At 73.1% G+C, this 24,642-nt stretch carries 18 protein-coding genes; 9 read left to right on the top strand and 9 right to left on the bottom strand.

Annotated elements, in window-relative coordinates; translation table 11 throughout:
• Positions 1–17: 17 nt before the first annotated feature.
• From I6A81_RS30225 to I6A81_RS30210, 4 genes are all read right to left on the bottom strand, one after another.
• Entirely contained in the window at positions 18–779 is a 762-nt protein-coding gene (locus tag I6A81_RS30225) for a GntR family transcriptional regulator (protein WP_203002790.1), read from the bottom strand.
• 128 nt (positions 780–907) lie between these two features.
• Positions 908–1,690, bottom strand: a complete 783-nt coding sequence (gene fabG / locus I6A81_RS30220) for a 3-oxoacyl-ACP reductase FabG (protein WP_203002791.1) — start codon at positions 1,688–1,690, stop codon at positions 908–910.
• Between the two features lie 52 nt (positions 1,691–1,742).
• The gene (locus tag I6A81_RS30215; RefSeq protein ID WP_238429007.1) at positions 1,743–2,933 is read right to left on the bottom strand and encodes a phosphotransferase enzyme family protein; all 1,191 of its coding nucleotides are present in this window, start codon (positions 2,931–2,933) and stop codon (positions 1,743–1,745) included.
• An 8-nt stretch (positions 2,934–2,941) separates the two neighbouring features.
• Entirely contained in the window at positions 2,942–4,279 is a 1,338-nt protein-coding gene (locus I6A81_RS30210; RefSeq protein WP_203002808.1) for a class-III pyridoxal-phosphate-dependent aminotransferase, read from the bottom strand.
• Between the two features lie 220 nt (positions 4,280–4,499).
• Between I6A81_RS30210 and I6A81_RS30205 the strand changes: the two genes are divergently transcribed.
• The 4 genes from I6A81_RS30205 (at position 4,500) to I6A81_RS30190 (ending at position 9,791) form a co-directional block, all read left to right on the top strand.
• Positions 4,500–6,134 (top strand): APC family permease, encoded by a 1,635-nt coding sequence (locus tag I6A81_RS30205; RefSeq protein ID WP_203002792.1) that lies wholly within the window; start codon positions 4,500–4,502, stop codon positions 6,132–6,134.
• Between the two features lie 276 nt (positions 6,135–6,410).
• Positions 6,411–7,853: an ethanolamine ammonia-lyase subunit EutB gene (gene eutB, locus I6A81_RS30200; protein ID WP_203002793.1), complete on the top strand. Its 1,443-nt coding sequence runs from the start codon at positions 6,411–6,413 to the stop codon at positions 7,851–7,853.
• The gene (gene eutC / locus I6A81_RS30195) at positions 7,850–8,860 is read left to right on the top strand and encodes an ethanolamine ammonia-lyase subunit EutC (protein ID WP_307875009.1); all 1,011 of its coding nucleotides are present in this window, start codon (positions 7,850–7,852) and stop codon (positions 8,858–8,860) included. The genes eutB and eutC overlap by 4 nt, the downstream gene beginning before the upstream one ends.
• Before the next feature lie 205 nt (positions 8,861–9,065).
• The gene (locus I6A81_RS30190; RefSeq protein WP_203002794.1) at positions 9,066–9,791 is read left to right on the top strand and encodes a TNT domain-containing protein; all 726 of its coding nucleotides are present in this window, start codon (positions 9,066–9,068) and stop codon (positions 9,789–9,791) included.
• A gap of 182 nt (positions 9,792–9,973) precedes the next feature.
• Here the strand turns inward: I6A81_RS30190 and I6A81_RS30185 are convergent, their stop codons facing one another.
• The gene (locus I6A81_RS30185) at positions 9,974–10,825 is read right to left on the bottom strand and encodes a helix-turn-helix transcriptional regulator (protein WP_203002795.1); all 852 of its coding nucleotides are present in this window, start codon (positions 10,823–10,825) and stop codon (positions 9,974–9,976) included.
• 301 nt (positions 10,826–11,126) lie between these two features.
• Between I6A81_RS30185 and I6A81_RS30180 the strand changes: the two genes are divergently transcribed.
• The 5 genes from I6A81_RS30180 to I6A81_RS30160 all read left to right on the top strand — a co-directional run bounded on the left by I6A81_RS30180 (position 11,127) and on the right by I6A81_RS30160 (position 19,003).
• Complete coding sequence (locus I6A81_RS30180; protein ID WP_203002796.1) at positions 11,127–11,900, top strand: 3-keto-5-aminohexanoate cleavage protein; 774 nt, start codon at positions 11,127–11,129, stop codon at positions 11,898–11,900.
• A gap of 237 nt (positions 11,901–12,137) precedes the next feature.
• Positions 12,138–13,349: an aminotransferase-like domain-containing protein gene (locus I6A81_RS30175; RefSeq protein WP_203002810.1), complete on the top strand. Its 1,212-nt coding sequence runs from the start codon at positions 12,138–12,140 to the stop codon at positions 13,347–13,349.
• An 11-nt stretch (positions 13,350–13,360) separates the two neighbouring features.
• Positions 13,361–14,320, top strand: coding sequence for a D-alanine--D-alanine ligase family protein (locus tag I6A81_RS30170; protein WP_203002797.1), 960 nt, complete (start codon positions 13,361–13,363; stop codon positions 14,318–14,320).
• Positions 14,321–14,592: 272 nt separating this feature from the next.
• Positions 14,593–15,780: an alpha/beta hydrolase gene (locus I6A81_RS30165; protein WP_203002798.1), complete on the top strand. Its 1,188-nt coding sequence runs from the start codon at positions 14,593–14,595 to the stop codon at positions 15,778–15,780.
• A 634-nt stretch (positions 15,781–16,414) separates the two neighbouring features.
• A complete protein-coding gene (locus tag I6A81_RS30160; RefSeq protein ID WP_407661404.1) occupies positions 16,415–19,003 on the top strand; it encodes an LLM class flavin-dependent oxidoreductase in 2,589 nt (862 codons plus the stop codon).
• Between the two features lie 93 nt (positions 19,004–19,096).
• On the opposite strand, the gene I6A81_RS30155 is transcribed toward I6A81_RS30160, so the two are convergent.
• The 4 genes from I6A81_RS30155 to I6A81_RS30140 all read right to left on the bottom strand — a co-directional run bounded on the left by I6A81_RS30155 (position 19,097) and on the right by I6A81_RS30140 (position 24,562).
• Positions 19,097–20,299, bottom strand: coding sequence for an LLM class flavin-dependent oxidoreductase (locus I6A81_RS30155; protein WP_203002800.1), 1,203 nt, complete (start codon positions 20,297–20,299; stop codon positions 19,097–19,099).
• Between the two features lie 118 nt (positions 20,300–20,417).
• The gene (locus I6A81_RS30150) at positions 20,418–21,554 is read right to left on the bottom strand and encodes an LLM class flavin-dependent oxidoreductase (protein WP_203002801.1); all 1,137 of its coding nucleotides are present in this window, start codon (positions 21,552–21,554) and stop codon (positions 20,418–20,420) included.
• 242 nt (positions 21,555–21,796) lie between these two features.
• A complete protein-coding gene (locus tag I6A81_RS30145; RefSeq protein WP_203002802.1) occupies positions 21,797–23,182 on the bottom strand; it encodes an NtaA/DmoA family FMN-dependent monooxygenase in 1,386 nt (461 codons plus the stop codon).
• A gap of 123 nt (positions 23,183–23,305) precedes the next feature.
• Positions 23,306–24,562, bottom strand: a complete 1,257-nt coding sequence (locus I6A81_RS30140) for an LLM class flavin-dependent oxidoreductase (RefSeq protein ID WP_203002803.1) — start codon at positions 24,560–24,562, stop codon at positions 23,306–23,308.
• Positions 24,563–24,642 lie beyond the last annotated feature (80 nt).

The raw sequence follows: 24,642 nt of genomic DNA, 5'->3' as shown, positions 1-24,642 counted from the left end.
AGGCCCGGGAGCGGCGGTCAGCGGGTCGTGGCGACGGTGGCGCCGGTGGAGCGGACGAGGATGCGGATGCGGTCGGCGCGGAACAGGTCGTGGGAGAACTCGAAGGGCTCGCCGGCGGAGTCGTAGGTGGTGCGGTCCAGGGCGAGCAGCGGCGCGCCGGCCGTGGTGCGCAGCAGCGTGGCCTCGTCGTCGCCGGCGAGGACCACCTCGATCTGTTCGAGCGCCTCGCCGGGGCGCACCCCGTACTCCTCGGCGAACAACTCGTAGAGCGAGCCGCCGAGCGGCTGGTTGAACAGCCCGGGGAAACGGCTGACCGGGAAGCAGGCGTTCTCCAGCGAGATCGGGCCGCCGTCGGCGAGCCGTAGCCGCACCACCCGGGCCACGGGGTCGCCGACGGCGAGGGCCAGCGCCTTCGCGACCGTCTCGTCGGCGGGCTCCAGCGCGGCGCTGATGACCTGCGAACCGGCGGTGAAGCCCTGCGTTCGCAGCATCTCCGGGATGCCGACGATCCTGGACAGGTCCCGCTCGACCTTGCGCGGGGCGACGAACGTGCCGCCGCCGCGGCCGCGGACCCGCAGCACGACGCCCTCCCGCTCCAGCGCGGTCAGCGCCTGGCGCAGGGTCGCGCGGCTGACCCCGAGCGCGGCGGCGAGGTCCCGCTCCCCGCCGAGGCGCTCCCCCGGGCGGCGCGCCGGGTCGGCCACCAGCTGACGCAGCCGGCGCCGCACGTCGGCGGCCGTCGGACCCAGGGAACCGGACAGGTCGCGCTCTAACACCACCCGTCCAGTGTGGCCGACGGCGGCCGCGGACCGGGCGGGCCGCGGCGGTCGACCTGGCATAGCCGCCGGCGGCGGTCGACCTGGCACAGTCGCTGGCCGCGGCCCGGCCTCGTCGCCGCCGGCAGCCGTCAGACCGTCTCCAGCGCGGCGGGCGACTCGGGCAGGATCTGGCCGCCGTCGACGACGAGCGACTGGCCGGTGATGTAGGCGGCCTCGTCGGTGGCGAGGAACAGCGCGGCGTGGCCGATCTCGTCGACCTCGCCGAGGCGGCGCATCGGGATCGCGGCCTCCATCGAGCGCAGGTAGTCCTCGCCGAGGTCCGCGAGGCCCTCCGTGACGATGTTGCCGGGCAGGACGGCGTTGACGGTGATCCCCTGCGGGGCGAGCTCGATCGCGGCCGTCCGCATGAAGCCGAGCATGGCGGCCTTCGACGCCCCGTAGTGCGACCAGCCGGGGTATCCGGTGTGCGGCCCGGTGATCGACGACGTCAGGATCACCCGGCCGTGGCCGGACGCCTTCAGCGCCGGCAGGAACGCCTGGACCGTCAGGATCGCGCCCTTGACGTTGGTGCCGAGCACCTCGTCAAGGTCGCCCTCTGTCATGGTCGCGAGCGGCGCGCTCGGGAAGATGCCCGCGTTGGCGCAGACGACGTCGACGCCGCCGTGCCGGTCGAGCACCTCGGCGGCGAGGCGCGCGCAGTCGGCGGCCGACGCCACGTCGCCGAGCACATAGGAGACGGCGCCGCCGCCCGCCTTCCAGAGCTCCGCCGCCGCGGCCTCGGCGGCGGCCGCGTCCCGGCCGGTGAGGACGACGTTCGCGCCGGCGCCGGCGAACACCCGGGCGATGCCCTTGCCGATTCCCCGGGAGCCGCCGGTGACGACCACCGTGCGGCCCGCGACGGACGTGAACATCTAGGCGATCCCCCTCTTTCCTTGGTCCCGGGCCCGGTACGGGCCGGGTGTCTCAGGCCGCGGCCGACCCGGGCAACAGCGTCCCCGACAGGTAGCGCTCCGCCAGGTCGAGGCTCGCGCGGGCGAACGCGGTGACGTCGTCGACGGCGTCGGCGTGCGGATGGGTGCCGAGCCAGGCCGTCAGCTGCAGCCGGCGCTGCAGCACGAACGTGCCGACCATGGCCAGCTCCTCGGCGTCAAGGGGGACATGGCGCTGGTAGGCCGCGAGCCACGCCGCCACCAGGTCGGGCACGACCCGATGGTGCTCGATGAAGGACAGGGCCGCGGCCAGGTCGAACAGGTACCAGCCGAAGCCGCAGTCGTCGAAGTCGATCACGGTGATGGCGCCGTCGGCGGTGACCATCAGGTTCGCCAGCCGCATGTCGGCATGAATCAGGCCGTACCGGTCCGGGCCGGCGCCGAACGCCCCGACACGCTCCTCGACCGTCGCCGCGGCCCGGGTCATCAGCTCCCGCTCGGCGGCGGGCACTCCGCCCCGCGCCGGGCGGGCGTCGCCACCGCCGGCCAGCGCCCAGGCGAGGCCGTACCGCCAGTCACCCCAACGGCCGTCCGGGCCGATCGTCATCGGCAGCGTCCAGGCGAACCGGGCGAAGCCCTCGGGCCGGGCCCAGCGGCGGGCGTGCAGCTGCATCCGGCCGGCGATGTCGCCGAGGGTGCCGAAGGAGGCGATGAGCGCCCCCGAGTCGTCCGGCTCCGGCGGACGGCCGTCGACCCAGTCGAACAGCACCGCGTGCCGGTCCCCGACGCCCGGCGGCGTCACCGTGGTGACCGCCGCGCCAGCCCGGTTCGGGATCACCGGCGGGGTGAGCACGACGCCCTCGGCGCGCAGCGCCGCCACCCACGCCAGCTCGCCGTGGATCTCCTGGGCGCCGTGGTAGCCGGGCCGGTGCAGCCGCAGCGCGAACCGACGTCCGCTGTCCGGGTCGTCCACCCGGTAGGTGGCGTTCTCGGACAGGTTCAGCAGCGACACCTCGGGGCGCGGGCCAAGGTCGTAGGCAGCGAGCACTTCGGGCAGCAGCGCCTCCAGCGCCCGCAGCTCGCCGGTGACGGTCTCGGCGGTCCCTGGCTCGGCCGCCGGCGTCACCGGCGCGCTCGGCGCGTCTGGCGCGCTCGGCGCCGCCGGCGTGGTCCGCGCGCCCGGCGTCGTCGTCATCGGCCTCGTCGTCATCGGTGTCGTCGTCATCGGTGTCGTCATCGGCTCGCCGATGCCTGGTCCGGAGCGCGGTCCGGCGCGAGCTCGACGCCCGACCGGGCGTCGTCGGCGGCCAGCCGGACCGCGGTGGCGGTGCGGTCCAGCAGGTCGGCGGCCAGGTCGTCGGACAGCAGCAGGCCCGGCTTGAACTGCAGCACCCGCGGGTCGAGCGCCGAGAAGATCGCCCAGATCCCGTGTTCGTAGAGGCGGCGGGAGACGAACCGGGCGCCCTGCGGGTGGCCGAACCGCAGGCCGATCACCAGGCCGTCCTGGCGGATCTCGACCAGCCAGTCGGGGTTGTCCGCGGCGATCGCGCCGAGGCCGGCGGTGAAGGTCCCGATCAGGGCGTCCACCCGGGCCCGGGTCGCCGGGCGCTGGGTGATCTCCAGGGTGCGCAGGCCGACCACGCAGCCCAGGTCCGAGCCGCCGAACGTCGAGATGTGCGCGAAGCCGTCCTCCTCCAGCCACCCGGCGGCGGCCGGGCCGAGGATCGTCGCCGACACCGGGTAGACGCCGCCCGACAGGCCCTTGCCGGTGACCAGCAGGTCAGGGGTGACGCCGTGCTTGCTGATGCACCACAGCTCGCCGGTGCGGCCGAGGCCCGTCTGGACCTCGTCCGCGATGTAGAGCGTGCCGGCGGCGGCGCACAGCTTGGCGACCTCGGCCAGGTAGCCGGGCTCGGGCATGACGAAGCCGGAGGTCGCGGGAATCGTCTCCAGCAGCACCGCGGCGACGTCACCGCCTTCGAGAGCGGCCGCCATCGCGTCGAGGTCGTTGAACGGGACCCGGACGAACTCGTCGGGGCGGGTCGCGAGGAACCGCTCGGCGTAGCGGTCGTTGCCGGCGGCGACGGCCAGGCCCGTGTGGCCGTGGAACGCGCCGACCGCAGAGACGATCTTGCGGCGGCCGGTGGCGTAGCGGGCCGACTTGAGCGCGATGTCGATCGCCTCGCCGCCGCCGACCCCGAAGACGACCTTGCCGTCGGGGATCGGCCCGGAGGTGACCAGCGCCTCGGCCAGCGCCGCGCGCCCGAGCGCCGCGAAGTGGTGGTTGCCGATGTCGAGGTGTTCCAGCGCCGCGACCAGCGTCGCGACGACCTCCCGGTTGCGGTGGCCGAGGTTGTAGGTGCCGCCGTTGAGGTGGACGTCGACGAGGGTGTGGCCGGCGAGGTCGTGCAGCAGGTAGCCCTCGCGCTCGCCGATCACCAGGGGGGTGCCGGCGTCGGACCAGAACCGGGTCTTGCCCGGGTTCCAGTAGCGCTCGCTCGCGGCGAGCACGTCGGCCTTCGGGGTCGCCAGCAGTCGGTCGACGAGGTCGTCTCGCGGGATGTCCCCCATGCCCGCGGCGCTGTCACGGTTGCCCACGGGTCGACCGTAGCGCGCCCCAACGCCAGCGGTCTGGTAAAGGTACGTACCGTTTAGGTTTCGGCAACGTTGTGGCCTGTTTCGTTATGTGAAAAGGTCTGCCTCCGCCTTGTCGACGGGTGTACCGAGGCGCAACCATCGCCCCACGCGCCAGCCGCCCCAGCGGCCGCGCACAGCGGGAGGTAGCCACAAGGTGAGCGTGCAGAGCGAGGCCGCGCCTCCGGTAGCGGCCGGCACCGGCGAGGTGCAGCGGCTGAAGCCGGGAACAATTGGCCTGTTCGCGGTTCTGTTCATGGTGACGGCGAACGCGGCGCCGATCACCGCCATGACCGGCAACACCCCGATCGCCGTCGGTTACGGCGACGGGTTCCACGGCCCGGCGGCGTTCCTCGTCGCCACCGTCATCCTGACGATCTTCTCCATCGGCTACGTCGCGATGACGAAGCACATCACCGCGACCGGCGCCTTCTACGGCTTCATCTCCCACGGCCTCGGCCAGGCCATGGGCATGGCCGCGGGCTTCCTCGCGACGATGTGCTACATCGTGTTCGAGGCCTCGCTCATCGGGATCTTGTCGTCGTTCGCCAAGACGACGATGGAGACGGTGTTCTCGGCGCCGGAGGTCTCCTGGGTCTGGTACGGCCTCGTCAGCGTCGTGGTCATCGCCATCCTCGGCTATTTCAACATCTCGATCTCCGGCAAGGTGCTCGGCGTCTTCCTGGTCACCGAGGTCCTGCTGCTGCTCGCCATGGCGTTCGGCGTGCTGGTCACCGGCGGCGGCCCGGACGGCCTGGTGCCGGAAGCGATCAACCCGGTCGGGGCGTTCGAGTCCGTCGCGCCCAGCGCGGACGGCGCGATCGTCGGCGTCGCCGGGCTCGGCATCTTCTTCGCCCTCTGGTCATGGGTCGGCTTCGAGACGACCGCGGTCTACGGCGAGGAGTCGAAGGACCCGAAGAAGATCGTCCCCCGGGCGACGATGATCGCGGTCATCGGCCTCGGCGTGTTCTACACGTTCGTCTCCTGGATGGCGGTCGCCTACTCGGGCAAGAGCGGCTCCATCGAGGCCTCCCGCACCGACGCGTTCTCGCTGTTCTACGCGCCCACCGAGGACCTGCTCGGCGCCTTCTGCCTCGACCTCTACAAGGTCATGACGGTCACCGGCTCCTTCGCCTGCGCGCTGGCGTTCCACAACGCCGCCTCGCGCTACCTGTACGCGATCGGCCGCGAGGGGCTCGCGAGCGGCCTGGACAAGACGCTCGGCGCCTCCCACAAGAAGCACGGCTCGCCGCACATCTCCTCGCTCGTCCAGACCGCGATCACGCTGGTCATCGTCCTGCTGTTCTTCTTCCTGCAGAAGCCGACCGACGAGGTCGCGGACGTCCCCTACGTCTACCTGTACGGCCTGATGGCGATCCTCGGCACCATGGCGCTGCTGTTCGTGCAGTCCATCTCGTCGATCGCGGTCATCGGCTACTTCCACATCCGCAAGATGCACCCGGAGACGGCCTCCTGGTGGCGGACGCTGCTCATGCCGATTCTCGGCGCCGGCCTGCAGATCTACGTCATCGTCCTGCTCTTCCAGAACCTCGACTTCGCCGCCGGCGCCGCCTCCGGCAGCCCGGTGTTCAAGGCGTCGCCCTGGATCGCGCTCGGCGTGTTCGTGCTCGGCCTCGCCGTCTCCATCGGCATCCGGCTCACGAACCCGGAGAAGTACGCGACGATCGGCCGGATCGTGATGGAGGAAAGCCACGAGCGGGCCCCCGAGGGCACCCTGCCACCGGCCGGCGCCATCCCCGCCCAGCCGGCCGGCGAGACGGCCACCACCTGACCGGACCGGTTCCGCACGCGCCTGGGCCGACCCGGCCGGCGTCCGCCGCGATGACCGTGGCGGTGGCGCCGGCCGGGCCGACCCACCCGCCGAACATCGCGCTGGTGAACTCGCCCCGGCGGCGTGGCCTGATCGCCGTTTCTGCCCTCGCGGGGTCGTTGGCGGGGCCGGATCACGACCCCGGGAGGGCAGAAACGGCGATCATCGCGGGCCGCGCGCGGGAGCCAGGAGAATTCCGAGAGACAGGGTGAGAGAAAGGAGAGGGGTGAGCCGACGATGACGTTCCGCGCGACGGTGCGGGGCACCAGCTACGTCTTCGGGGACCTGGCGACGCTGCTCGCGAAGGCGAACGAGGAGAAGTCCGGCGACCAGCTCGCCGGGATCGCCGCCGCCACGGCCACCGAGCGGGTCGCGGCCAAGCTCGCGCTCGCCGACGTGCCCCTCGCCGACATCCTCGCCACCCCCCTGCTCGACGACGCCGTCACCGAGCTCATCCTGCGCGAGCACGACGCCGCCCTGTTCACCGACGCGGGGCTCGCGAGCCTCACCGTCGGCGAGTTCCGCGAGCTCGTCCTCGCCCCCGGCTTCGCCACCGCGTGGTCCGAACGGGGCCTCGCCGGCGCGATCACCCCGGAGATGGCCGCCGCCGTCGCGAAGCTCATGAGCGACAAGGACCTGATCGTCGGCGCGAAGCCGCTGCGCACCGTCACCCGCTGCCGCAACACCATGGGCGAGGCCGGCGTGCTCGGCGTCCGGGTGCAGCCGAACCACCCGACCGACGACGTCGAGGGCATCCTGCTCTCCACGCTCGACGGCGTGCTCTACGGCTGCGGCGACGCCGTCCTCGGCGTCAACCCGGTGACGGAGTCCGTCGCCGGGGTCGGCGCGGTCCTGCACGGCCTGCAGGCGCTCATCCGCCGGTTCTCCCTGCCGACACAGACCTGCGTCCTGGCGCACATCACGACCCAGCTCGCCGCGCTGGCCGCCGGCGCGCCCGTCGACCTGCTGTTCCAGTCGATCGCCGGCACCGAGGCCGCGAACCGGTCGTTCGGGATCAGCCTGGAGATGCTCGCCGAGGGCCGCGAGGCCGTGCTCGCGCACCACCGGGAAAGGCCCGGCGAGTTCCTCGGCGACGACGTCATGTACTTCGAGACGGGCCAGGGCAGCGCCCTGTCGGCGGATGCCCACGGCGGCCTCGACCAGCTCACCGTCGAGGCCCGCGCCCACGGCGTCGCCCGCGCCTACGCGCCGTTCCTGGTCAACTCCGTCGTCGGGTTCATCGGGCCCGAATATCTGGCCGACGCCCGCCAGATCACCCGCGCCGGGCTCGAGGACCATTTCATCGGGAAACTGCTCGGCCTGCCGATGGGCATAGACGTCTGCTACACGAACCATGTCGACGCCGACCAGAACACGAACGACGACCTTTTGGTGCTACTGGTCGCCGCCGGCTGCAACTTCGTCATGGGCGTCCCGGGCGCGGACGACGTGATGCTCTCCTACCAGTCGACCAGCTACCACGACGCGGCGGGAATGCGCGACCTGTTCGCCCTCTCCCCCACACCGGAATACACCGCCTGGCTCGAGTCCCGCGGCTTGCTGCACGCCGGCCGCCTCGCCGACCCCGGCCCGGACGTCGCCGCCGCGTTGCTCGCCGGCCTCGACCAGGCCGTCCTCGACGTCCCGTCCCCCGTCCGCGCGCTGACCAACGGCCGGTGACCGCGGTGCCCGACTTTTCGGCCGACACCGAACCGACTGCCCCGGCCGACGCCAATCCGATGATCTGGGCCGGCACCGAACCGGCGATTCGAGGCGGCGCCGAACCGGCGACCGTCGTCGACGCCGAGCCGGCGGTCCTGCTCGGCGCCGAGCCGATACCCCTGGTCGGCGCCGAGCCGGCGGCCCCGGTCGACGGCGGTTCCGCGGAACCGGCAATCGCTTCCCCAAGCCCCGGCCGGGGCGACTTCGAGCACCGGGTGCGGACCGTCACCCCGGCCAGGCTGTTCCTCGGCCGGTCGGGCACGTCGTACCGGACCGCCGACCAGCTCACCCTGCGCGCCGACCACGCGGCCGCCCAGGACGCCGTGCACGCCATGCTCGACCTGGAATCCGGCCCGCTCGCGCCGCTCGTCGACCAGTTCGGCCTGTTCGCCGTCGACTCGGCCGCCGCCGACCGGGCCACCTACCTGCGCCGCCCCGACCTCGGCCGCGCGCTCTCGCCCGAGGGCCGGGCCGAGGTCACCCGCCGCTGCCCGCGCGGCGCGGACCTTCAGGTCGTCGTCGGCGACGGCCTGTCGGTCGCGGCCGTCGACGCGCAGGTGCCCAAGCTGCTGCCCGCCCTGCTCGACACCGCCCGCGAGGCGGGCCGGAGCGTCGGCCAGGTCTTCGCCGTCCGCAACGCCCGCGTCGGCCTCCTCAACGAGATCGGTGAGCTCCTCGACCCCGCCGCCGTCGTCCTGCTCATCGGCGAACGCCCCGGTCTGGTCACCGCCGAGAGCCTTTCGGCCTACGTCGCCTGGCGCCCCCGCCCGGGCCACACCGATGCCGACCGCAACCTCATCTCCAACATCCACGCCCGCGGCGTCGACATCCCCGCGGCGGTCGCCCGCATCCTCGCTCTGACGGAATCCATGCGGGCGGCCGGCACCTCCGGTGTGCTCATCAAGGAGGATCACGAAGGCCCGGCCGCGCTCACCTCCCGGCCGGGAGATGACCTGTCTCCATGAACGGCGGCTCCGAGCGGAACAGCGCCCCGGCAGCGTTTCTGGCCGCTCCGAACGGAAACGGAAATACCTCCCGCATCAACCCCGGCCAGTCCTAAGCGACGACGCGCGGAATACCGCGCTCAGTCCGACCCCGCCACCAAAGTGGAGATCATCCAACTACTCTCCGGAGTCGTCACGTCGGTCGTGATCACTCCTGGAGGAACGGGTGCGCTTCCGCAAGACGTTCGTCTCACTGGCGGCCGGAGGGCTGCTCGTCGCCATGGCGGGCCCGTCGCGGGCCGCGATTGGCGACGGGCCGCTGATCGTGCCCTTCGACGAGTGCTCGGCCGCCTCTTTCCAGAACGATCCTCGCCTGGGGCCGGCGAAACTCCCGCTCTTCGGCGAGGTCGGCGAGCAGGTCAGCGACTACGACAGGACCGGGAATGAGCCGACGCGGCAGTTCCTGGCCACGTGGTGGGACCCGTCGGCGAGCTTCTCCCCGTACCCGGCCACACCGGGATTCTGGATGTATCCGCCGCAGAATGGCTATTACCTCAACGCGGACGGCTCGCCGATCCGTTCCGCGCTGGTGCTCGCCCCCGGCCAGCAGATCGACCGTTTCGGCCGGGCGACCGGCAGCTTCCTCGCGCCCCAGGGGACGGACTACGAGGACCGGTCGCTCCCGCCGACCAATCTGAACGACCCCGGGAACCCGGGCAGCTGCAACTACCACGTCTACCAGGTGCTGCGCGGGTTCACCGTCTACGCCGGCGGGATCCGCCCCTGGTTCGACCAGCCCGGTGACGGCATTCAGTACCAGGTGGTCTGTGCCCTGATCCCGGGGTCCGAGACGTCCCAGCAGTGCGACTCGGCCGGGAACCTGCAGACCCAGTACCTGCTCGACAACGGCTACCTCGCCGAGGTGCCCGTGACCGACAACCGGGGCATCTAGCGCTCACCCCTCAACCCTCAACCCTCAACCCTCAACCGTCACCCGGCCGCGACGCCGGCCATGATCGGCGATTCTGCCCTCCGGGGGTCGTGATCTCGCCCTGTTCGCGACCCCCGGAGGGCACAATCGCCGATCATGCGTGGCAGGTGTCCGAGGTCGGCGTGTTCCCGGCGGCCCCGGCGTCAGCCTGAGACGGCGCGCAGGGCGCCAGGGCGGCGGCCGGTGAGGGAGTCCAGCGCCGCGGAGGTGGCCTCGTCGGCCGGGAGGTAGACGACCAGGCGCTGGTCGTCGTCGACGGGCAACTCCAGGGTCTCGTAGGCGAGCCGCAGCTCGCCGGCCTCCGGATGGACCAGTCGGACGACGCCACTGGCCCGCGGCAGACCGCTCACCGTCTCGACCCGGCCGACGAAGGCCTCCCCGGCCGCGATCGTCAGCTCGTCGGCGAGCGTCGCGACGAACCGGTTCACCCGGAACGGGCCCTCCTTGAGCGTCGCGACGGCCTCGTCCGCGACCCGGTCCCAGTCCGGATAGGCGGCGCGCGCCCGCGGGTCGGTGAACACGAACCGGGCCAGGTTGGGCGGACTCCCGTCAAGCTGGCCGATGGGGCCGACCAGGCGCGCGTAGCCGGCGGTGTGCGCGACGAGGTCCGTCACCCGGTTGAGCAGCACGGCCGGCGCTGGTTCCAGCCGGTGCAGCAGCGCGAGCACGGTCGACCGGGGAGTCCGCGCCGGCGCCGCGTCACCCAGGCAGCTAAAGCCGTTCGCCCCCTTGGTGAGCCGGTACAGGTGGATGCGCTCGTTGGGGGCGAGGCGCAGGACGTCGGCGAGCGCCGCGAGCACCTCCGGCGACGGCCGCCGGTCACGGCCCTGCTCGAGGCGGGTCACGTATTCGACGCTCACCCCGGCGAGGGTGGCGAGCTCGGAGCGCCGCAGGCCCGGGGTGCGCCGGCCATGACCCGTCGGCAGCCCAACCTCGGCCGGGCTGACGGCCTCCCGGCGACGGCGCAGGAACAGCCCCAGCTCGTTGTCGGTCACCCGTCCGACGGTAGTCACCGGACGCGGCACGGTCATGGCCCTGCCACTACCACTCTCGGCGCGATGTACTTTCCGACGCTCCCCCCGCCGGTCCCGGGGACCGTCACCGTTGCATGATCGCCATTTGCTCCGGGATATGGTTCGCGGCGAAGCGGCGTCCCGCGCCACTTCCCCAAGCATCCGGCGATCATGGTGACAGCCCGGTCCCGGGCGGGAGGACCCCTCGCTGGAAATCGTCGAAAACGTTCGGTGTAGCTGTCAGGTCCCGTTCCGCGCGGGACTCCGGCGGTCGAACTGGACAATGGCCGACGTGCGGATCCGACACATGAAGGCGTGCCTCAACGGAAGCCGCGGGCGCGCGGACCACCCGGCGGTGCCGGTCACGCCGGCCGAACTGGCCGCCGCCGCGGCGGGCTCGGTCGCGGCCGGCGCCGAGGCGGTGCACCTGCACCCGCGCGACCATTCCGGCGCCGAGTCGCTCGCCGCGGCGCACATCGGGCCGGCGGTGCGCGCCGTGCGGGAGCGCTGCCCGGGCATACCCGTCGGCGTCAGCACCGGACTGTGGATCACCGGCGGCGATCCGGGCGCCCGGCAGGCGGCCGTCGACTCCTGGGCGCGGTTGCCGCCCGCCGAGCGCCCCGACTTCGCGTCCGTGAACGTGAGCGAACCCGGCTTCGCGGCGGTCGTCGAGTCGCTTCTGGCCGCCGGGATCGCCGTCGAGGCGGGCGTCTGGTCGGTCGCCGACGCCGAGGCGCTGGCCGCGTCCGGTCTCGCCGGCCACTGCGCCCGCCTGCTTGTGGAGATCATCAACGCTCCCGCGACCGACGCCGAGAACGCCGCGACGGCCGTCCTGACCCGGCTCGACGACCTGCGCGTGCCCGGCCCCCGCCTGCTCCACGGCGAGGGCCCCGCCACCTGGCCACTGGTCGCCCTCGCCGGCCGCCTCGGCCTCCCGACCCGCATCGGCCTCGAAGACACCCTCACCGACCCCGCCGGCCGCCCCGCCGCCGACAACGCCGCCCTCATCCATGCCGCCCGCGCCCTGTGGTCCCAGCCCGACCAGGCGCCGCGCTGAAGGACGACCCCTTGAAGATCATCGGGAAGCTCGACCGGCGCACCGGTCGTCAAATCGGCTGGCGTTGGGGCTCGGTGGGCTGGTTGGCTGGCGCACGGCGGGTGTCGTCGTGATGACGACGGGACGGCGGCGCACTGGCAGCGACGGTGGGGTGGACGGGTGAACCGGGATCAAGGGACGGGGGGCACGGAGCCGACGGACCGCTGGTGGGACTCGTACGCCGCCCGTGCGTCCGGGATGGTCGCCTCCGAGGTGCGCGCGCTGTTCGCGGTCGCGAGCCGCCCTGAGATCGTCTCGCTGGCGGGTGGCATGCCCGCCGTCGACGCGCTGCCGCTCGACGCGGTCGCCTCGACTGTGGCCGATCTCGTGACGAGCCGGGGCCCGGTGGCGTTGCAGTACGGCTCCGCCCAGGGCGACCCGGAACTTCGGGCACGGATCTGCGACGTGATGGCGATGGAGGGCATCGCGGACGCGCATCCGGACAACGTGGTGGTGACGGTTGGCTCGCAGCAGGCGCTCGATCTGCTGACCAGGGTGTTCATCGATCCTGGCGACGTGGTGTTGACCGAGGGTCCCACCTACGTCACGGCGATCAACACGTTCGCGGCCTACCAGGCGCGGGTCGTCCATATCTCGATGGACAATGACGGCCTGGTTCCTGACGCGCTTCGTGAAACCTTGTCCCGGCTGGCCGTCGAGGGTGCGCGGGTGAAGTTGCTGTACACCGTTCCCACCTTCCAGAACCCGGCGGGGATCACTTTGACGGCGCCGCGTCGCGCCGAGGTTCTCGACATCTGCCGGCGGGCAGGCGTGCTCGTCGTGGAGGACAACCCGTATGGCCTCCTGTCGTTCGCGGGTGAACCGGTGCGGGCAATGCGCGCGGACGCTCCAGACGACGTGGTCTACCTGGGGTCGTTCTCCAAGACGCTGGCGCCGGGCATGCGCGTGGGCTGGGCACTCGCGCCTCAGCCCGTGGCGGCGCGGCTGGTGCTCGCGGCGGAATCGGCGATCCTGTCGCATTCGATGTTCACCCAGCTCGCGGTCGAACGGTATCTGGCGACCCAGCCCTGGCCCGAGCAGATCAAGGCGTTTCGCGAGATGTACCGCGACCGCCGCGACGCCATGTTGAGGACCCTCGCCGAGACGATGCCGCCTGGTACGACCTGGACAAGGCCCGAGGGCGGATTCTTCGTCTGGCTGACGCTGCCGGACGGCGTGGACGCGAAGGCGATGCTCCCGCGGGCAATCGCCGCGAGGGTTGCCTATGTCCCCGGCACCGGCTTCTACGCCGACGGGTCGGGTCGGAACGCCATGCGGCTGTCGTACTGCTTCCCGCCGCCGGAACGCATCCAGGACGGCGTGAAACGACTCGCCGATGTACTGCGGGCAGAGATCCTCCTACGGCGCACGTTCGTTTCTCACCCTGCCACCGACTTTCCCCGCGAGTGAAGGACGTGACCGTGACCGACCTGGGCCGTGTGCTTGTCCTTGCCGGAGGGCTCTCCCCCGAGCGCGAGGTGTCCCTGCGCTCGGGACGCAGGCTGCGCGACGAACTGGAACGCGTCGGCATCGACGCCGAGCTGCGCGACGTCGATGGCTCGACGCTTCCCACGCTCGCCGCGGCCCGGCCCGACGTCGTGATCCCCGTCCTGCATGGCGCCTCGGGCGAGGACGGCACGATCCGCGAGGTCCTTGACCTGTTCGGCCTGCCGTATGTGGGCGCCGCGCCCGTCGCCTGCCGAGCGGCGTTCGACAAGGCGACCGCGAAGGCGACCGCCAGCGCGGCCGGCATCGCGACGCCGCCCGCGGTGACTCTCCCCCGTGAGGCGTTCCACGACCTCGGGGCCGCCGCGCTTATCGACCGTCTCGTGGCCAGGCTCGGCCTGCCGCTGGTCGTGAAGCCCCGCGCGGGTGGATCGGCGTTCGGCGTCAGCTTCGTCGAGGAGCCGGGTCAGCTCGCGGAGGCGCTGATGGCCTGCTTCGGTTACCACGACTGGGCGTTGATCGAGCGCGCCGTCGCCGGGGTCGAGATCGCTGTCGGCATCCTCGACACCGGCGACGGCCCGGTCGCCCTTCCCGCTGTCGAGATCCAGCCAGTCTCCGGCGTCTATGACTACGCGGCCAGGTACACCCCCGGGGCAACCGCCTTCCACATCCCGGCACGTCTTGGTCAGGATGTGCTGCGTGCCGCCGCCGCTTCCGCTGTCACGGCCCACCGCGTTCTGGGTCTGCGCGACCTGTCGCGCGCTGACTTCATCATCGACACCGATGGCACCGCCCAGTTCCTGGAGGTCAACGTCGCCCCCGGCCTGACCGACACCAGCACCTGGCCCATGGCCCTGCACGCCGCCGGCCTCGACCTCGCGGTCGCCTGCCGCGATCTGGCCGCGGCGGCGTCCCGCCGCCTCGGCTCCAGGTGAGCGGTTCGACGCACGACGCTCAGCGCTCAGCCACGTGGAACGGCCACCTGCTCGCGGCTGCTGGCGAGGCGGGACAGGGCGCGGCGGGGAGGTGGCGCTCCGGTACGGACTTGCCCGTGCGACGAGCCCCTCTCGCGACGACCCGGCATTCGGCATGGGACCGGAGGAAGTCGCGAACGGGGCATCATGCGGGCGATAATCTGATATCACTTTAACGGCGACGCCCCGGAGCCGAGGTGCCGGCCAGCCGTCCGACCTGAGGGAGGCGCGCGATGCCGGTGGGGTATCTGGTGACCGTCGTTCTGGTGGGGTGCGCGATCCTGGTCGCGCTCGCGCCGCCGCGCCGGCCGCCGGGCGTCGCCACACTTGGGTTCCTGTGGAGCGTCGCCGTCACCGAGCTGCCGTTTCTCGCGTTCGCCTACCTGCTCGTCACGACGCTGCTGGCGTTCGGCGCGGGGGACGTCGACTCGCTCGGTGGATGGGTGACGTTCGGCGGGGCCGTGCTGGTGGCCTGCGGGGTGGCCGTCATCGCCTGGCGCGGCGCGCGGGCTCGGCCGGTGGTCGAGGACGCGCTGCGCGAGGGCCTCGGCGCCGGCTGGCGTGCCGCCCCCAGCGCCGCGGCCGCGGGTGGCACGCGGAAGCCGAACGGGCCGCGTCGCCGCCGGTGGGGCCGGATCCTGCTCGGCCCCTTCCCGGTCCGCGGGCCAGGCGTCCGGCGGGTGAAGAACATTCAGTACGGCGACGCGGGCCGAAGGAACCTGCTCGACGTCTATCACGGCCGTTCCCGCCCGACCGGCGGCCCGATACTGATCCATCTCCACGGCGGGCGTTACCGCGGCGGGCGCAAGAGCACCCAGTCGCTGCCCCTCCTGCACCGGCTGGCGGGCCACGGCTGGGTGTGCGTCAGCGCGAACTACCGGCTTCGCCCGGACGCGGGGCTGCGCGAGCACCTGGTCGACGCCAAGAAGGTGATCACCTGGGCACGCGAACACGGCCCCGAGTACGGTGCCGACCCGTCGAGGATCTTCGTGGCCGGCAGCTCCGCCGGGGCGCACCTGATGGCGCTGGCCGCGCTGACCGCGGGCGACCCCGCCCACCAGCCCGGCTTCGAGGCGGCGGACACCTCGGCCGCCGCCGTCGTCTGCCTGGGCGGGTACTACGGCGACTACGACGCGGGCCCGGACTGGCGGGCGCCCTCCTCGCCGCTCGGCTACCTGCGGCCGGACGCGCCACCGTTCTTCGTGGCCCACGGCGACCGGGACACCGTCGTCGCCGTGGAGAGCGCCCGGGACTTCGCCGCCCGGCTGCGCGCTGTGTCGGCGAGCCCGGTCGTCTATGCCGAGTTGCCCGGCAGCCAGCACGGGTTCGACCTGTTCCACTCGCCGCGTTTCGAGGCCGTCGTCGACGGCATCGAGTCGTTCGCCGCCTGGGTGTCCTCCCGGGCGAGCACCCAGGCATAGCCAGCGACCCAGCGCGCCCGTCTCGCCGAGCTGGTGCCGCATCAGCGAAGGTTTGCCCGCGCCGTGGGCCGGTGCCGGTGAAGTGTCCGCGGTAGCGCGGTCCCTGGCTCGCGTGACAGCGGACAGGTCCGGAGACCGGCCCGCCAGGGTCGGGCGGCCGGTTGCTTTGGTCGTTTGTGTCGTGTCCCTGGACTTGTCCGTCAGAATGCGGTCCCTGGCTCGCGTTCTGGCGGACACTTCGGGGCCGCCACCCACGGGACCGGGTGGCCAGCGGCCGGGCGAGCGTCGCTCGGTACGGCACGAGGATCCCGGCCGCCTTTCCGGCCTCAGCTATTCGGTCCCGCGCCAACGTCGTCCCACCCCGAGGCCGTCGCACCCTGAGGCCGCCGCATCGTCCCTGTTCTCGCCCTCGCGCCGACCGAGCTGGCACGGCATGGCACGCCGCGATCCCGTGCGCGAGCCCACCTTCCAGTGGCGGCGCCCTGCCTGTGACGATCACCACCGATGGGCAGGAAATCTGCTGAACAGATAGTCTGTTCGACAGACCATGCGGCCGGCGATGCCCACGATCGGCCGACAGGACGCGGTCCGCCCGGCGACGACGGCGGGTGGACCCGGTGAAGAGGTGGACGGGATGCCCGACTACGGCCACGACCTGATCTTCGGTTCGTTCGTCACGCCCACCAGCGCGCCGCCGCGCCACGCGGTCGAGCTGGCCCAGGCGTCCGAGGCGGCCGGCCTGGACCTGGTGACCTTCCAGGACCATCCCTACCAGGCACGGTTCCTCGACACGTGGACCCTGCTGTCCGCCGTCGCGGCCAGCACCGAACGCGTGCGCGTCGCCCCGAACGTCCTCAACCTGCCGCTGCGCCCGCCCGCCGTGCTGGCCCGCGCCGCGGCGAGCCTCGACCTGCTCTCCGGCGGGCGCCTCGAGCTGGGGCTCGGCGCCGGCGCATTCTGGGACGCGATCGAGGCGATGGGCGGCCGGCGGCTGACCGCCGGGCAGGCCGCCGAGGCGCTCGGCGAGGCGATCGACATCCTGCGGGGCACCTGGGACGCGGACAATCCGGCGCTGTTCCGCGTCGACGGTGCCTACTACCAGGTGCACGGCGCCAAGCGTGGCCCGGCGCCGGCGCACGACATCGGCATCTGGCTCGGCGCCTACAAGCCGAAGATGCTGCGACTGACCGGCGCGAAGGCCGATGGCTGGCTGCCGTCCCTCCCCTACTTCCAGGGTGGGCTCGCCGAGGCCCGGGACAGCAACGAGATCATCGACGAGGCCGCGGCGACGGCCGGCCGGTCGCCGGCGGCGATCCGCCGGCTGCTCAACATCGGCGGCCGGTTCGGCCGCGCCGGCACGGGCGAGGGGTTCCTCACCGGCCCGCCCGCCGCGTGGGTCGAGCAACTGGCGCCACTCACGCTGGAACTCGGGTTCAGCGCGTTCATCCTCATGGCCGACGACCCGGCCACGGTACAGATCTTCGGCCAGGAGGTCGCCCCGGCCCTGCGCGCACTCGTCGCGAAGGAACGAGCCCCCGCGACGCCCTCCAGCTCCTCGGCGACCGGTTTCGAGGACGAGCGGGACGCGCCGCCCCGGTTAGCCGAGGACGTCGTGCCTGTGGCCGAGGATGTCCTGCCCGTGGCCGGGGACGTCGTGCCCGCCCCGCGCGAGGCGGCCGGCGCGCGGCGCGCCGCCCCTGGCACCCAGATGAATGACGTGCGCGGCGGCGCCGTCCGCTCCCGCCGCCGCCCCGGCATCGACTACGACGCCGTCCCGGCCTCGTTGACCGGCCCCGCCAGCGTGGGCGCCACCGGCAGCGCGGGCGGCGCCAACAGCGACACCACCGGAAAAGGCGTCGCCGGCACAGGCGTCGCCGGCAGCGACGTCGCCGGCAGCGACGTCGCCGTGATCGAGCCGGGTGACCCCGGGTACGCGGCCGTGCGGTCCACGTATCTGCGCGGCGGGTCGCCCGGCCTGGTCCTGCGGCCGGGCACGGTCGACGAGGTCGCCGACGCGCTGGCGTTCGCCCGCGCGCAGCCGGTGACCCGCCGGGTGCCGCTGTCGATCCGCAGCGGCGGGCACGGCGTCAGCGGCCGCTCGACCAACGACGGCGGCATCGTCCTCGACCTCGGCCGGCTGGACGCGATCGAGGTCCTCGACGAGGCGACCCGCCGGGTGCGCGTCGGCCCGGGGGCGCGCTGGGCCGACGTCGCCGCCGCGCTCGCGCCGTACGGCTGGGCGCTGAGCTCCGGGGACTACGGGGGCGTCGGCGTCGGCGGGCTCGCGACCGCCGGCGGCGTCGGCTGGCTGGCCCGCGAGCACGGCCTGACCATCGACCACCTGCGCGCCGCCGATCTCGTCCTCGCCGACGGGACGCGGGTGCGCGCCAGCGACACCGAGAACCCCGACCTGTTCTGGGCGGTGCGCGGCGCGGGCGCGAACTTCGGCATCGTGACGTCGTTCGAGTTCGAGGCCGACGAGGTGGGTGACGTCGGGTTCGCCCAGCTGGTGCTCGACGCCAGCGACACCGCCGGGTTCCTGCGCCGCTGGGGCGCGGCGCTCGAGGCGGCGCCGCGGGACCTGACCAGCTTCGTCATCCTCAGCCCACCGCGGCGCGGGCTGCCCGCGCTCGCGCGGGTGATGGCCGTCGTCGACAGCGCCGACCCGCAGACGGTCGTCAGCCGGCTCCAGCCGCTGGCCGACGCCGGCCCGCTGCTGGACCACGCCATCCAGATCGTGCCGTACTCGGCGATCATGGAAGCCCCGCGCGCCGAGCACGGCGGCGTCGGCGAGCCGGTGAGCCGCTCCGCGCTGGCCGACCACCTCACCCCCGAGCTGGCCGACGCCGCGGCCCGGCTGCTCGAGAACGGGCAGGCGTACTTCTTCCAGGTCCGCTCGGTCGGTGGGGCGGTCGCGGACGTCCCGGCCGACGCGACGGCCTACGCCGGCCGGTCGGCGAACTTCTCCCTGGTCGCCTTCGGCGCGAGCCGCGCCGGCCTGGACCGCGCCTGGGACGCGATGCGGCCGCACTTCTCCGGGCTCTACCTCAACTTCGAGACCGACCAGCGCCCCGAGCGCGTCGCCGACGCCTTCCCACCCGCCACCCTGCGCCGGCTGCGCGCCCTCAAGCGCCGCTACGACCCCGACAACGTCTTCCGCGACAACTTCAACGTCACAGCCGACGGGCGCGACGCCACGGCAGCCCCGCCGATCCCTGTCTGACCGATCACCAGACCTGCCCCGCCTTCCTCACCTGTTCCCGGCGACCGACGGCCGGGCGCCCGCGGGATCCCGCCCGCGCGGGCGCGCCGGCTGTCAGGCCCTGGCGGCGTAGCGGTTCGCGGGGCGCGGCAGCCCCAGCAGACCGCGCAGGGTGTCCGCCTCGTAGCCACGGCGGAAGGCGCCACGAGCCGCGAGCTCCGGCGCCAGGCCACGGCTGATCGCCGTCAGGTCACGCGGAGCCACGCCCGGGCGCAGCCGGAACCCGGACAGGCCGGCGCGCCGCCAGGCCAGCAGCAGGTCGGCGAGCTCGACCGGCGTGCCGGTGAACACCACGGCGTCGCCGCGGAGCTCCTCGCCGGCGGCGTCGTCGAGGCGGGCCTTGCGGTCGCGCGCCGCCGCGGCGGACTCGTCGAGGAAGACGACGAGGTCGCCGAAGACGTGGACGGTCTCGGCCGCGCGGCCGGCCGCCTCCTGCTCGCGGCGTACCTCGGCGACGATGGCGGCCGCGTCGGTCTCGTCGCGCGGGGTCACGTACACGACGTCGGCGGCGCGGGCGCCGAGCCGGTAGGGCACGGTCGCGTGCGCCAGCACGGTGACCAGCGGCTGCCCCTGCGGCGGGCGGGGCACGATCGACGGGCCGCGGACGCTGAACCAGCGGCCCTCGAAGTCGATGTAGTGCAGCTTCTCCCGGTCGACGAACCGGCCGGTCGCGACGTCGCGGATCTCCGCGTCGTCCTCCCAGCTGTCCCACAGCCGGCGGACCACCTCGACGTAGTCGGCCGCCTCGTCGAAGCTCTCCGCGATGACGGCCTGGGCTTCGGGGGTTTCGTAGTCCGCCAGCGTGAACGGCCGGGACGCGCGCCGGCCGAAGTGGCTGTTCTCGGCCGGCCGCGACACCTGGGCCCGCCAACCGGCCCGGCCCTCGCTGGCGTAGTCGAGGGTGGCGATCGACTTGGAGATGTGGAACGGCTCGGTGTGCGTGAGGGTCGCCGTCGGCACCAGCCCGATGTGGCTGGTCAGCGGGGCGACCCGCGCCGCGATCAGGACGGCGTCGAGGCGGCCGCGCACCTGGTCGACGCGCTCGTCCGGACCGTCGAAGCGGGTGGACTGCAGGCCCAGGGAGTCCTCGATGGTGACGAAGTCGAGCAGGCCGCGCTCGGCCTCCAGGACCAGGTCACGCCAGTAGCTCGCGGTGAGCAGCTCGGTGGGGTGGGCGTCGTGCTCGCGCCACGCGGCCGGGTGCCAGCCCGCGCCGTCCAGCGCGACGGCGAGATGGATCGTCGGGCCGTCGGTCATGGAAGTCGTCCCTTCTGCGCGGCGTCGCGCGCGGGCGGCGCCGATGTCTGGTCCGGGCCCGGCCGCGGTGGCCCGGGAGGCGGGACCGGTCCCCGCGCCCAGGCGGGAGCGGGTCTGCTCACCGGCTCAGCCACTCGTCGGCGAGCAGCTGGTAGGAACGCACGCGGTCGGCGTGGTCGTGGGTGATGGTCGTGATGACGAGTTCGTCGGCGCCGGTGGCGTCGCGCAGTTGCTCGAGCTGGTCGGCGACCCGGGCCGGGGAGCCGACGAACTGGGTGTCGACCCGGTCGGCGACGAGCGCGCGGTCGGCGTCGGTCCACTCGTGCCGGCGCGCCTGGTCGGGCGTCGGGAACGGGATGGCGCCCTCGGCGGTGCGGATGCTGCGCACCCACAGCCCATAGCCGGTGGCGAGCTCGCGCGCCGTGACGTCGTCCTCGGCGACGACGACGTCCGCGGACACGGCGACGTAGGGCTCGGCGAGCTCGAGCGACGGGCGGAACGCCGCGCGGTAGGCCGCGGTCGCCTCCAGCACGGTGGCCGGGCTGACGTGGTAGTTCGCCGCGAACCGCAGGCCGCGCTCGCCGGCCACGGCCGCGCTCTCGCCGGCGCTGCTGCCGAGGATCCAGACCTGGGCCTGGGCGCCTTCGCCGGGCACGACGTGGGCCTCCTCGCCGTCGGCCGAGCGGTAGGTGCCGGCGAGCAGAGCGAGGATGTCGTCGATCTGCTCGCCGAAGTCCTGGGATGTGGCGCCGGGAAGGGCGAGCAGGCCGCGCTGCAACGCGAACCGCGGCAAGCCCAGCAGGTGCTCGAAGGAGAACTTCGGCGGGATGCGCAGGCCGTTGGGCGCCCGCCCGTCGACGACGTCGGCGCCGGCGCCGCCGGAGCCCGCCAGGACGGGCACCTTGGTCACGCTCGGACCGCCTGAACGGCCGAGGCCCAGGTCGAGGCGCCCGGGGTGCAGGGCATCGATCAGCCCGAACTCCTCGACGGTCGACAGCGCCGTGCGGTGCCCGAGCTGGACACCACCGGAACCGATGCGGATGGTCGAGGTCGCCGCCGCCGTCAGGGCCAGGACGACCGCGGGTGAGGTGCCGGCGACCCCCGGGTTGAGATGGTGCTCGGCGAACCAGTAGCGGGTGTAGCCGAGGCGCTCCGCCTGCTGGGTCAGGTCGATGGTGTTGCGCAGCGCCCGCGCGGCGGTCGAGCCAGCCGGAATCGGGATCAGGTCCAGTACGGCAAGTGGGGTGGTGGCCATGTGATGGGCGCCCTTCCGAAGATCGTTCCGACGGCGGTACCGCGCGGGGACGAGGCGCGGGAGAGGAGGCGTGGGACCCGGGCGCGCGCGAGGGCGCGGACACGCGCTCGCGCCGTCGGCCCGGCCATGACCACGGCCACGGCCATGGCCACGGCCACGCGGAGCGGACCGGCCCGCGCGGCTACCGGCCGGGTGTGGTCATCCGCCCGACGCCGTCGGCTCGTCACCTCGGCCTGCCTCGCCTATCCCGCGGCCTGGCCCCGTTCACCCGCCTGCGTGGGCGCGCCGAGCGGCGGGAGGCCGAGATGGTCGCGAAGGGTCGTGCCCTCGTACTCGGTCCGGTAGACGCCGCGCTCCTGCAGCAGCGGCACGACGGTGTCCACGAAGGAATCCAGCCCACCCGGGGTGACGTGCGGGACGAGGATGAAGCCGTCGGACGCGTCCGCCTGGACCAGGTCGTTGATCGCCCCGGCCACGGTCGCCGCGGAGCCGACGAAGGTCTGCCGGCCGGTGACCTCGATGATCAGCTCTCGGCTGGTGAGGTTCTTCGCCTCCGCGAGCGCCCGCCACTGACGGGCGACGGCGACCGGGTCGCGGAACATCCGCACGCTGGCCCGGCCGCGCGCGATGGTGTTCTCGCCGACCACCGGGTCGACCGCGGGCAACGGGCCGTCGGGGTCGTGGTCGGACAGGTCGCGGTTCCACAGCTGCTCGAGGAACCTGATGGCCGTCTGGCCGCTGACCTGCGCCAGCCGGACCTCGTGGGCCAGCTCGGCCGCCTCGGCATCGGTGTCGCCAAGCACGAAGGTCGCCGCCGGTAGTACCAGCAGCGACTCACGCGCCCGGCCGTAGCGCGCGAGCCGTCCCTTCACATCCGTGTAGAACGCCTGCCCGGCTTCGAGGGTGGAATGGCCGGTGAAGATGGCGTCAGCGCTCGATGCCGCGAACTCACGGCCTTCGTCCGAGTCACCAGCCTGGAAGATGACCGGGCGTCCCTGCGGGCCGCGCGGCACGTTGAAGTGGCCGCTGATGTCGAAGTACGCGTCGCGGTGCTCGAACGCACCCGGCAAGGGACGGCGCAGGAACTGCCCGCTCTCCTGGTCGGCGACGATCTCGTCGCCCGTCCAGGAGTCGAAGAGCACCAGGGCGGCGGCGAGGAACGCCTTCGCCCGCGCGTAGCGCTCCTCCTGCGGCAGGTAGCCGCCGCGGCGGAAGTTCTCGCCGGTGAACGCGTCCCACGAGGTGACGACGTTCCACGCCGTCCGGCCGCCGGAGAGGTGGTCGAGGCTGGCGAACTGGCGGGCGACCTCGTAGGGCTCGTTGAAGGTGGAGTTGATCGTGCCGGTCAGGCCGATGTGGTCGGTGACGGCGGCGAGCGCCGCGAGCACGGTGAACGTGTCCGGCCGACCGACGACGTCCAGGTCGTACATCAGCCCGTTCTGCTCGCGTAGCCGCAGCCCCTCGGCCAGGAAGAAGAAGTCGAACTTGCCGCGCTCGGCCGTCTGCGCGAAATGACGGAACGAGGCGAACTCGATGTGGCTGCCCGCGGCCGGGTCGCTCCACACGGTCGTGTTGTTCACGCCGGGGAAGTGGGCCGCCAGATGGACCTGCTTGATCGGCTTGCTCATCTCGGGGTTCCCCTCTCGGGCGGCCACAATTCTCTCATTTAACGACCGGCATAGTCGGAATTTTGTTCCACGAGGTGCCCTCGCCAGGCGCGGACGACGCCAGCCAGTGGCGAGCCCGAGCCGTCAGTCATGACGCAGGGCTCCGCCCGATCCGGCCGACGTGGCCGACGTACCCGACGGAGACGATGTGGCCGACGGAGACGACGCGGGCGCGGGGGGCGCGCCCGGTCCCGGCTCGGCCCGGTCCGTCGCGGGGCGCCAGCCCAGCGCGGGGGCGACCAGGGTGGCGACGTCGCGCAGGATCTGCTCGTAGTCAGCCCGGTCGAACTCGTAGGGCAGTTCGATGCGTAGCTCGCTGACGGCCGCGACAGCGGCATCGGAAAGCAGCTGTTCGACGATCTGTTCGGCGTCGCCGACGAGATCGACGGCAAACAGGATGCGCCGCTCGCCATGTGCCTTGAGCGTGCGCTCGTAGCGGCTGGCGGCGTAGGCGCGGTAGCGATCCCGGGTGGCCCGGTCCGCGCCGTCGAACGGGACGATGACCCGGCCGAGCGCGATCCGGCCGGGCCGGCCGGGGGCGAGCAGCCGGCGGTACTCGCGGATGGCCGCCAGCTGGGCGGTCACGAAGTCGTCGGTGCCGGCACCGTCCAAGCCCCCGCCGTCCAACCCCTCGCCGTCGACGACCTCGCCGTTGATGACCTCGCCGTTGATGACGTTGCCGGTCAGCAGGTTCAGCCCGGACTCGGCGGCCCAGCGGACCGAGCGCAGGCTGCCCCCGCCATACCAGACCCGGTCGGCCAGTCCCGGCGCGTGCGGCTGCTGACGGGGGCGCTGGACGTTGCCGGGCGAGTGGATGAGGGTGTCCTCGTCGCCCAGATATCCGCCGCGCAGGACCTCGACCAGCCTGGCGATCCGGCCGTAGGACAGGTCGTACGACCGCCAGTCGCCGTCGAAGACGAGGTCGCCCATCAGGTCGGCGTGCGGCGGCATGCCAGCGCTGAAGCCCGGCTGGAGCCGGCCGCGCGCCAGCACGTCGACGGTGGCCAGGTCCTCGGCGAGCCGGAAGGGGCTTTCGTAGCCGATCGGGATCACGGCCGTGCCAAGCTCGATCCGCCGGGTGCGCTGGGTCGCGGCGGCGAGGAACACCGCCGCCGACGAGACCCCGTGCTCCAGGTGACGCTGGCGGATCCAGCCCCCGTCGAAGCCGAGGCGCTCCCCCAGCTCGAACAGGCTCAGCGTCTCCTCCAGGCCCGAGTACGGGTCGTCGTCCGGGTAGTTCCCCGGCGTCAGGAACGCCAGCGACGTGATCCGGGGCGACGAGCCGTCGGGCTGCCTGGCATCGGCGACGGCGCTCGCTCGGTCGCCGGACTCGGCCGTCATCGAATCTCCCTCCCGGGGCGTCGGTCATCGACGAAGCGGCGGGCCGGCGCGCCACCCGCGCACCGGGCCGGCGACGCGGG

Source organism: Frankia nepalensis (assembly GCF_016786325.1).
Taxonomy (GTDB): domain Bacteria; phylum Actinomycetota; class Actinomycetes; order Frankiales; family Frankiaceae; genus Pseudofrankia; species Pseudofrankia nepalensis.
Note: the sequence above shows the minus strand (reverse complement) of the source record. Positions and strands in the feature narration are given on the sequence as shown.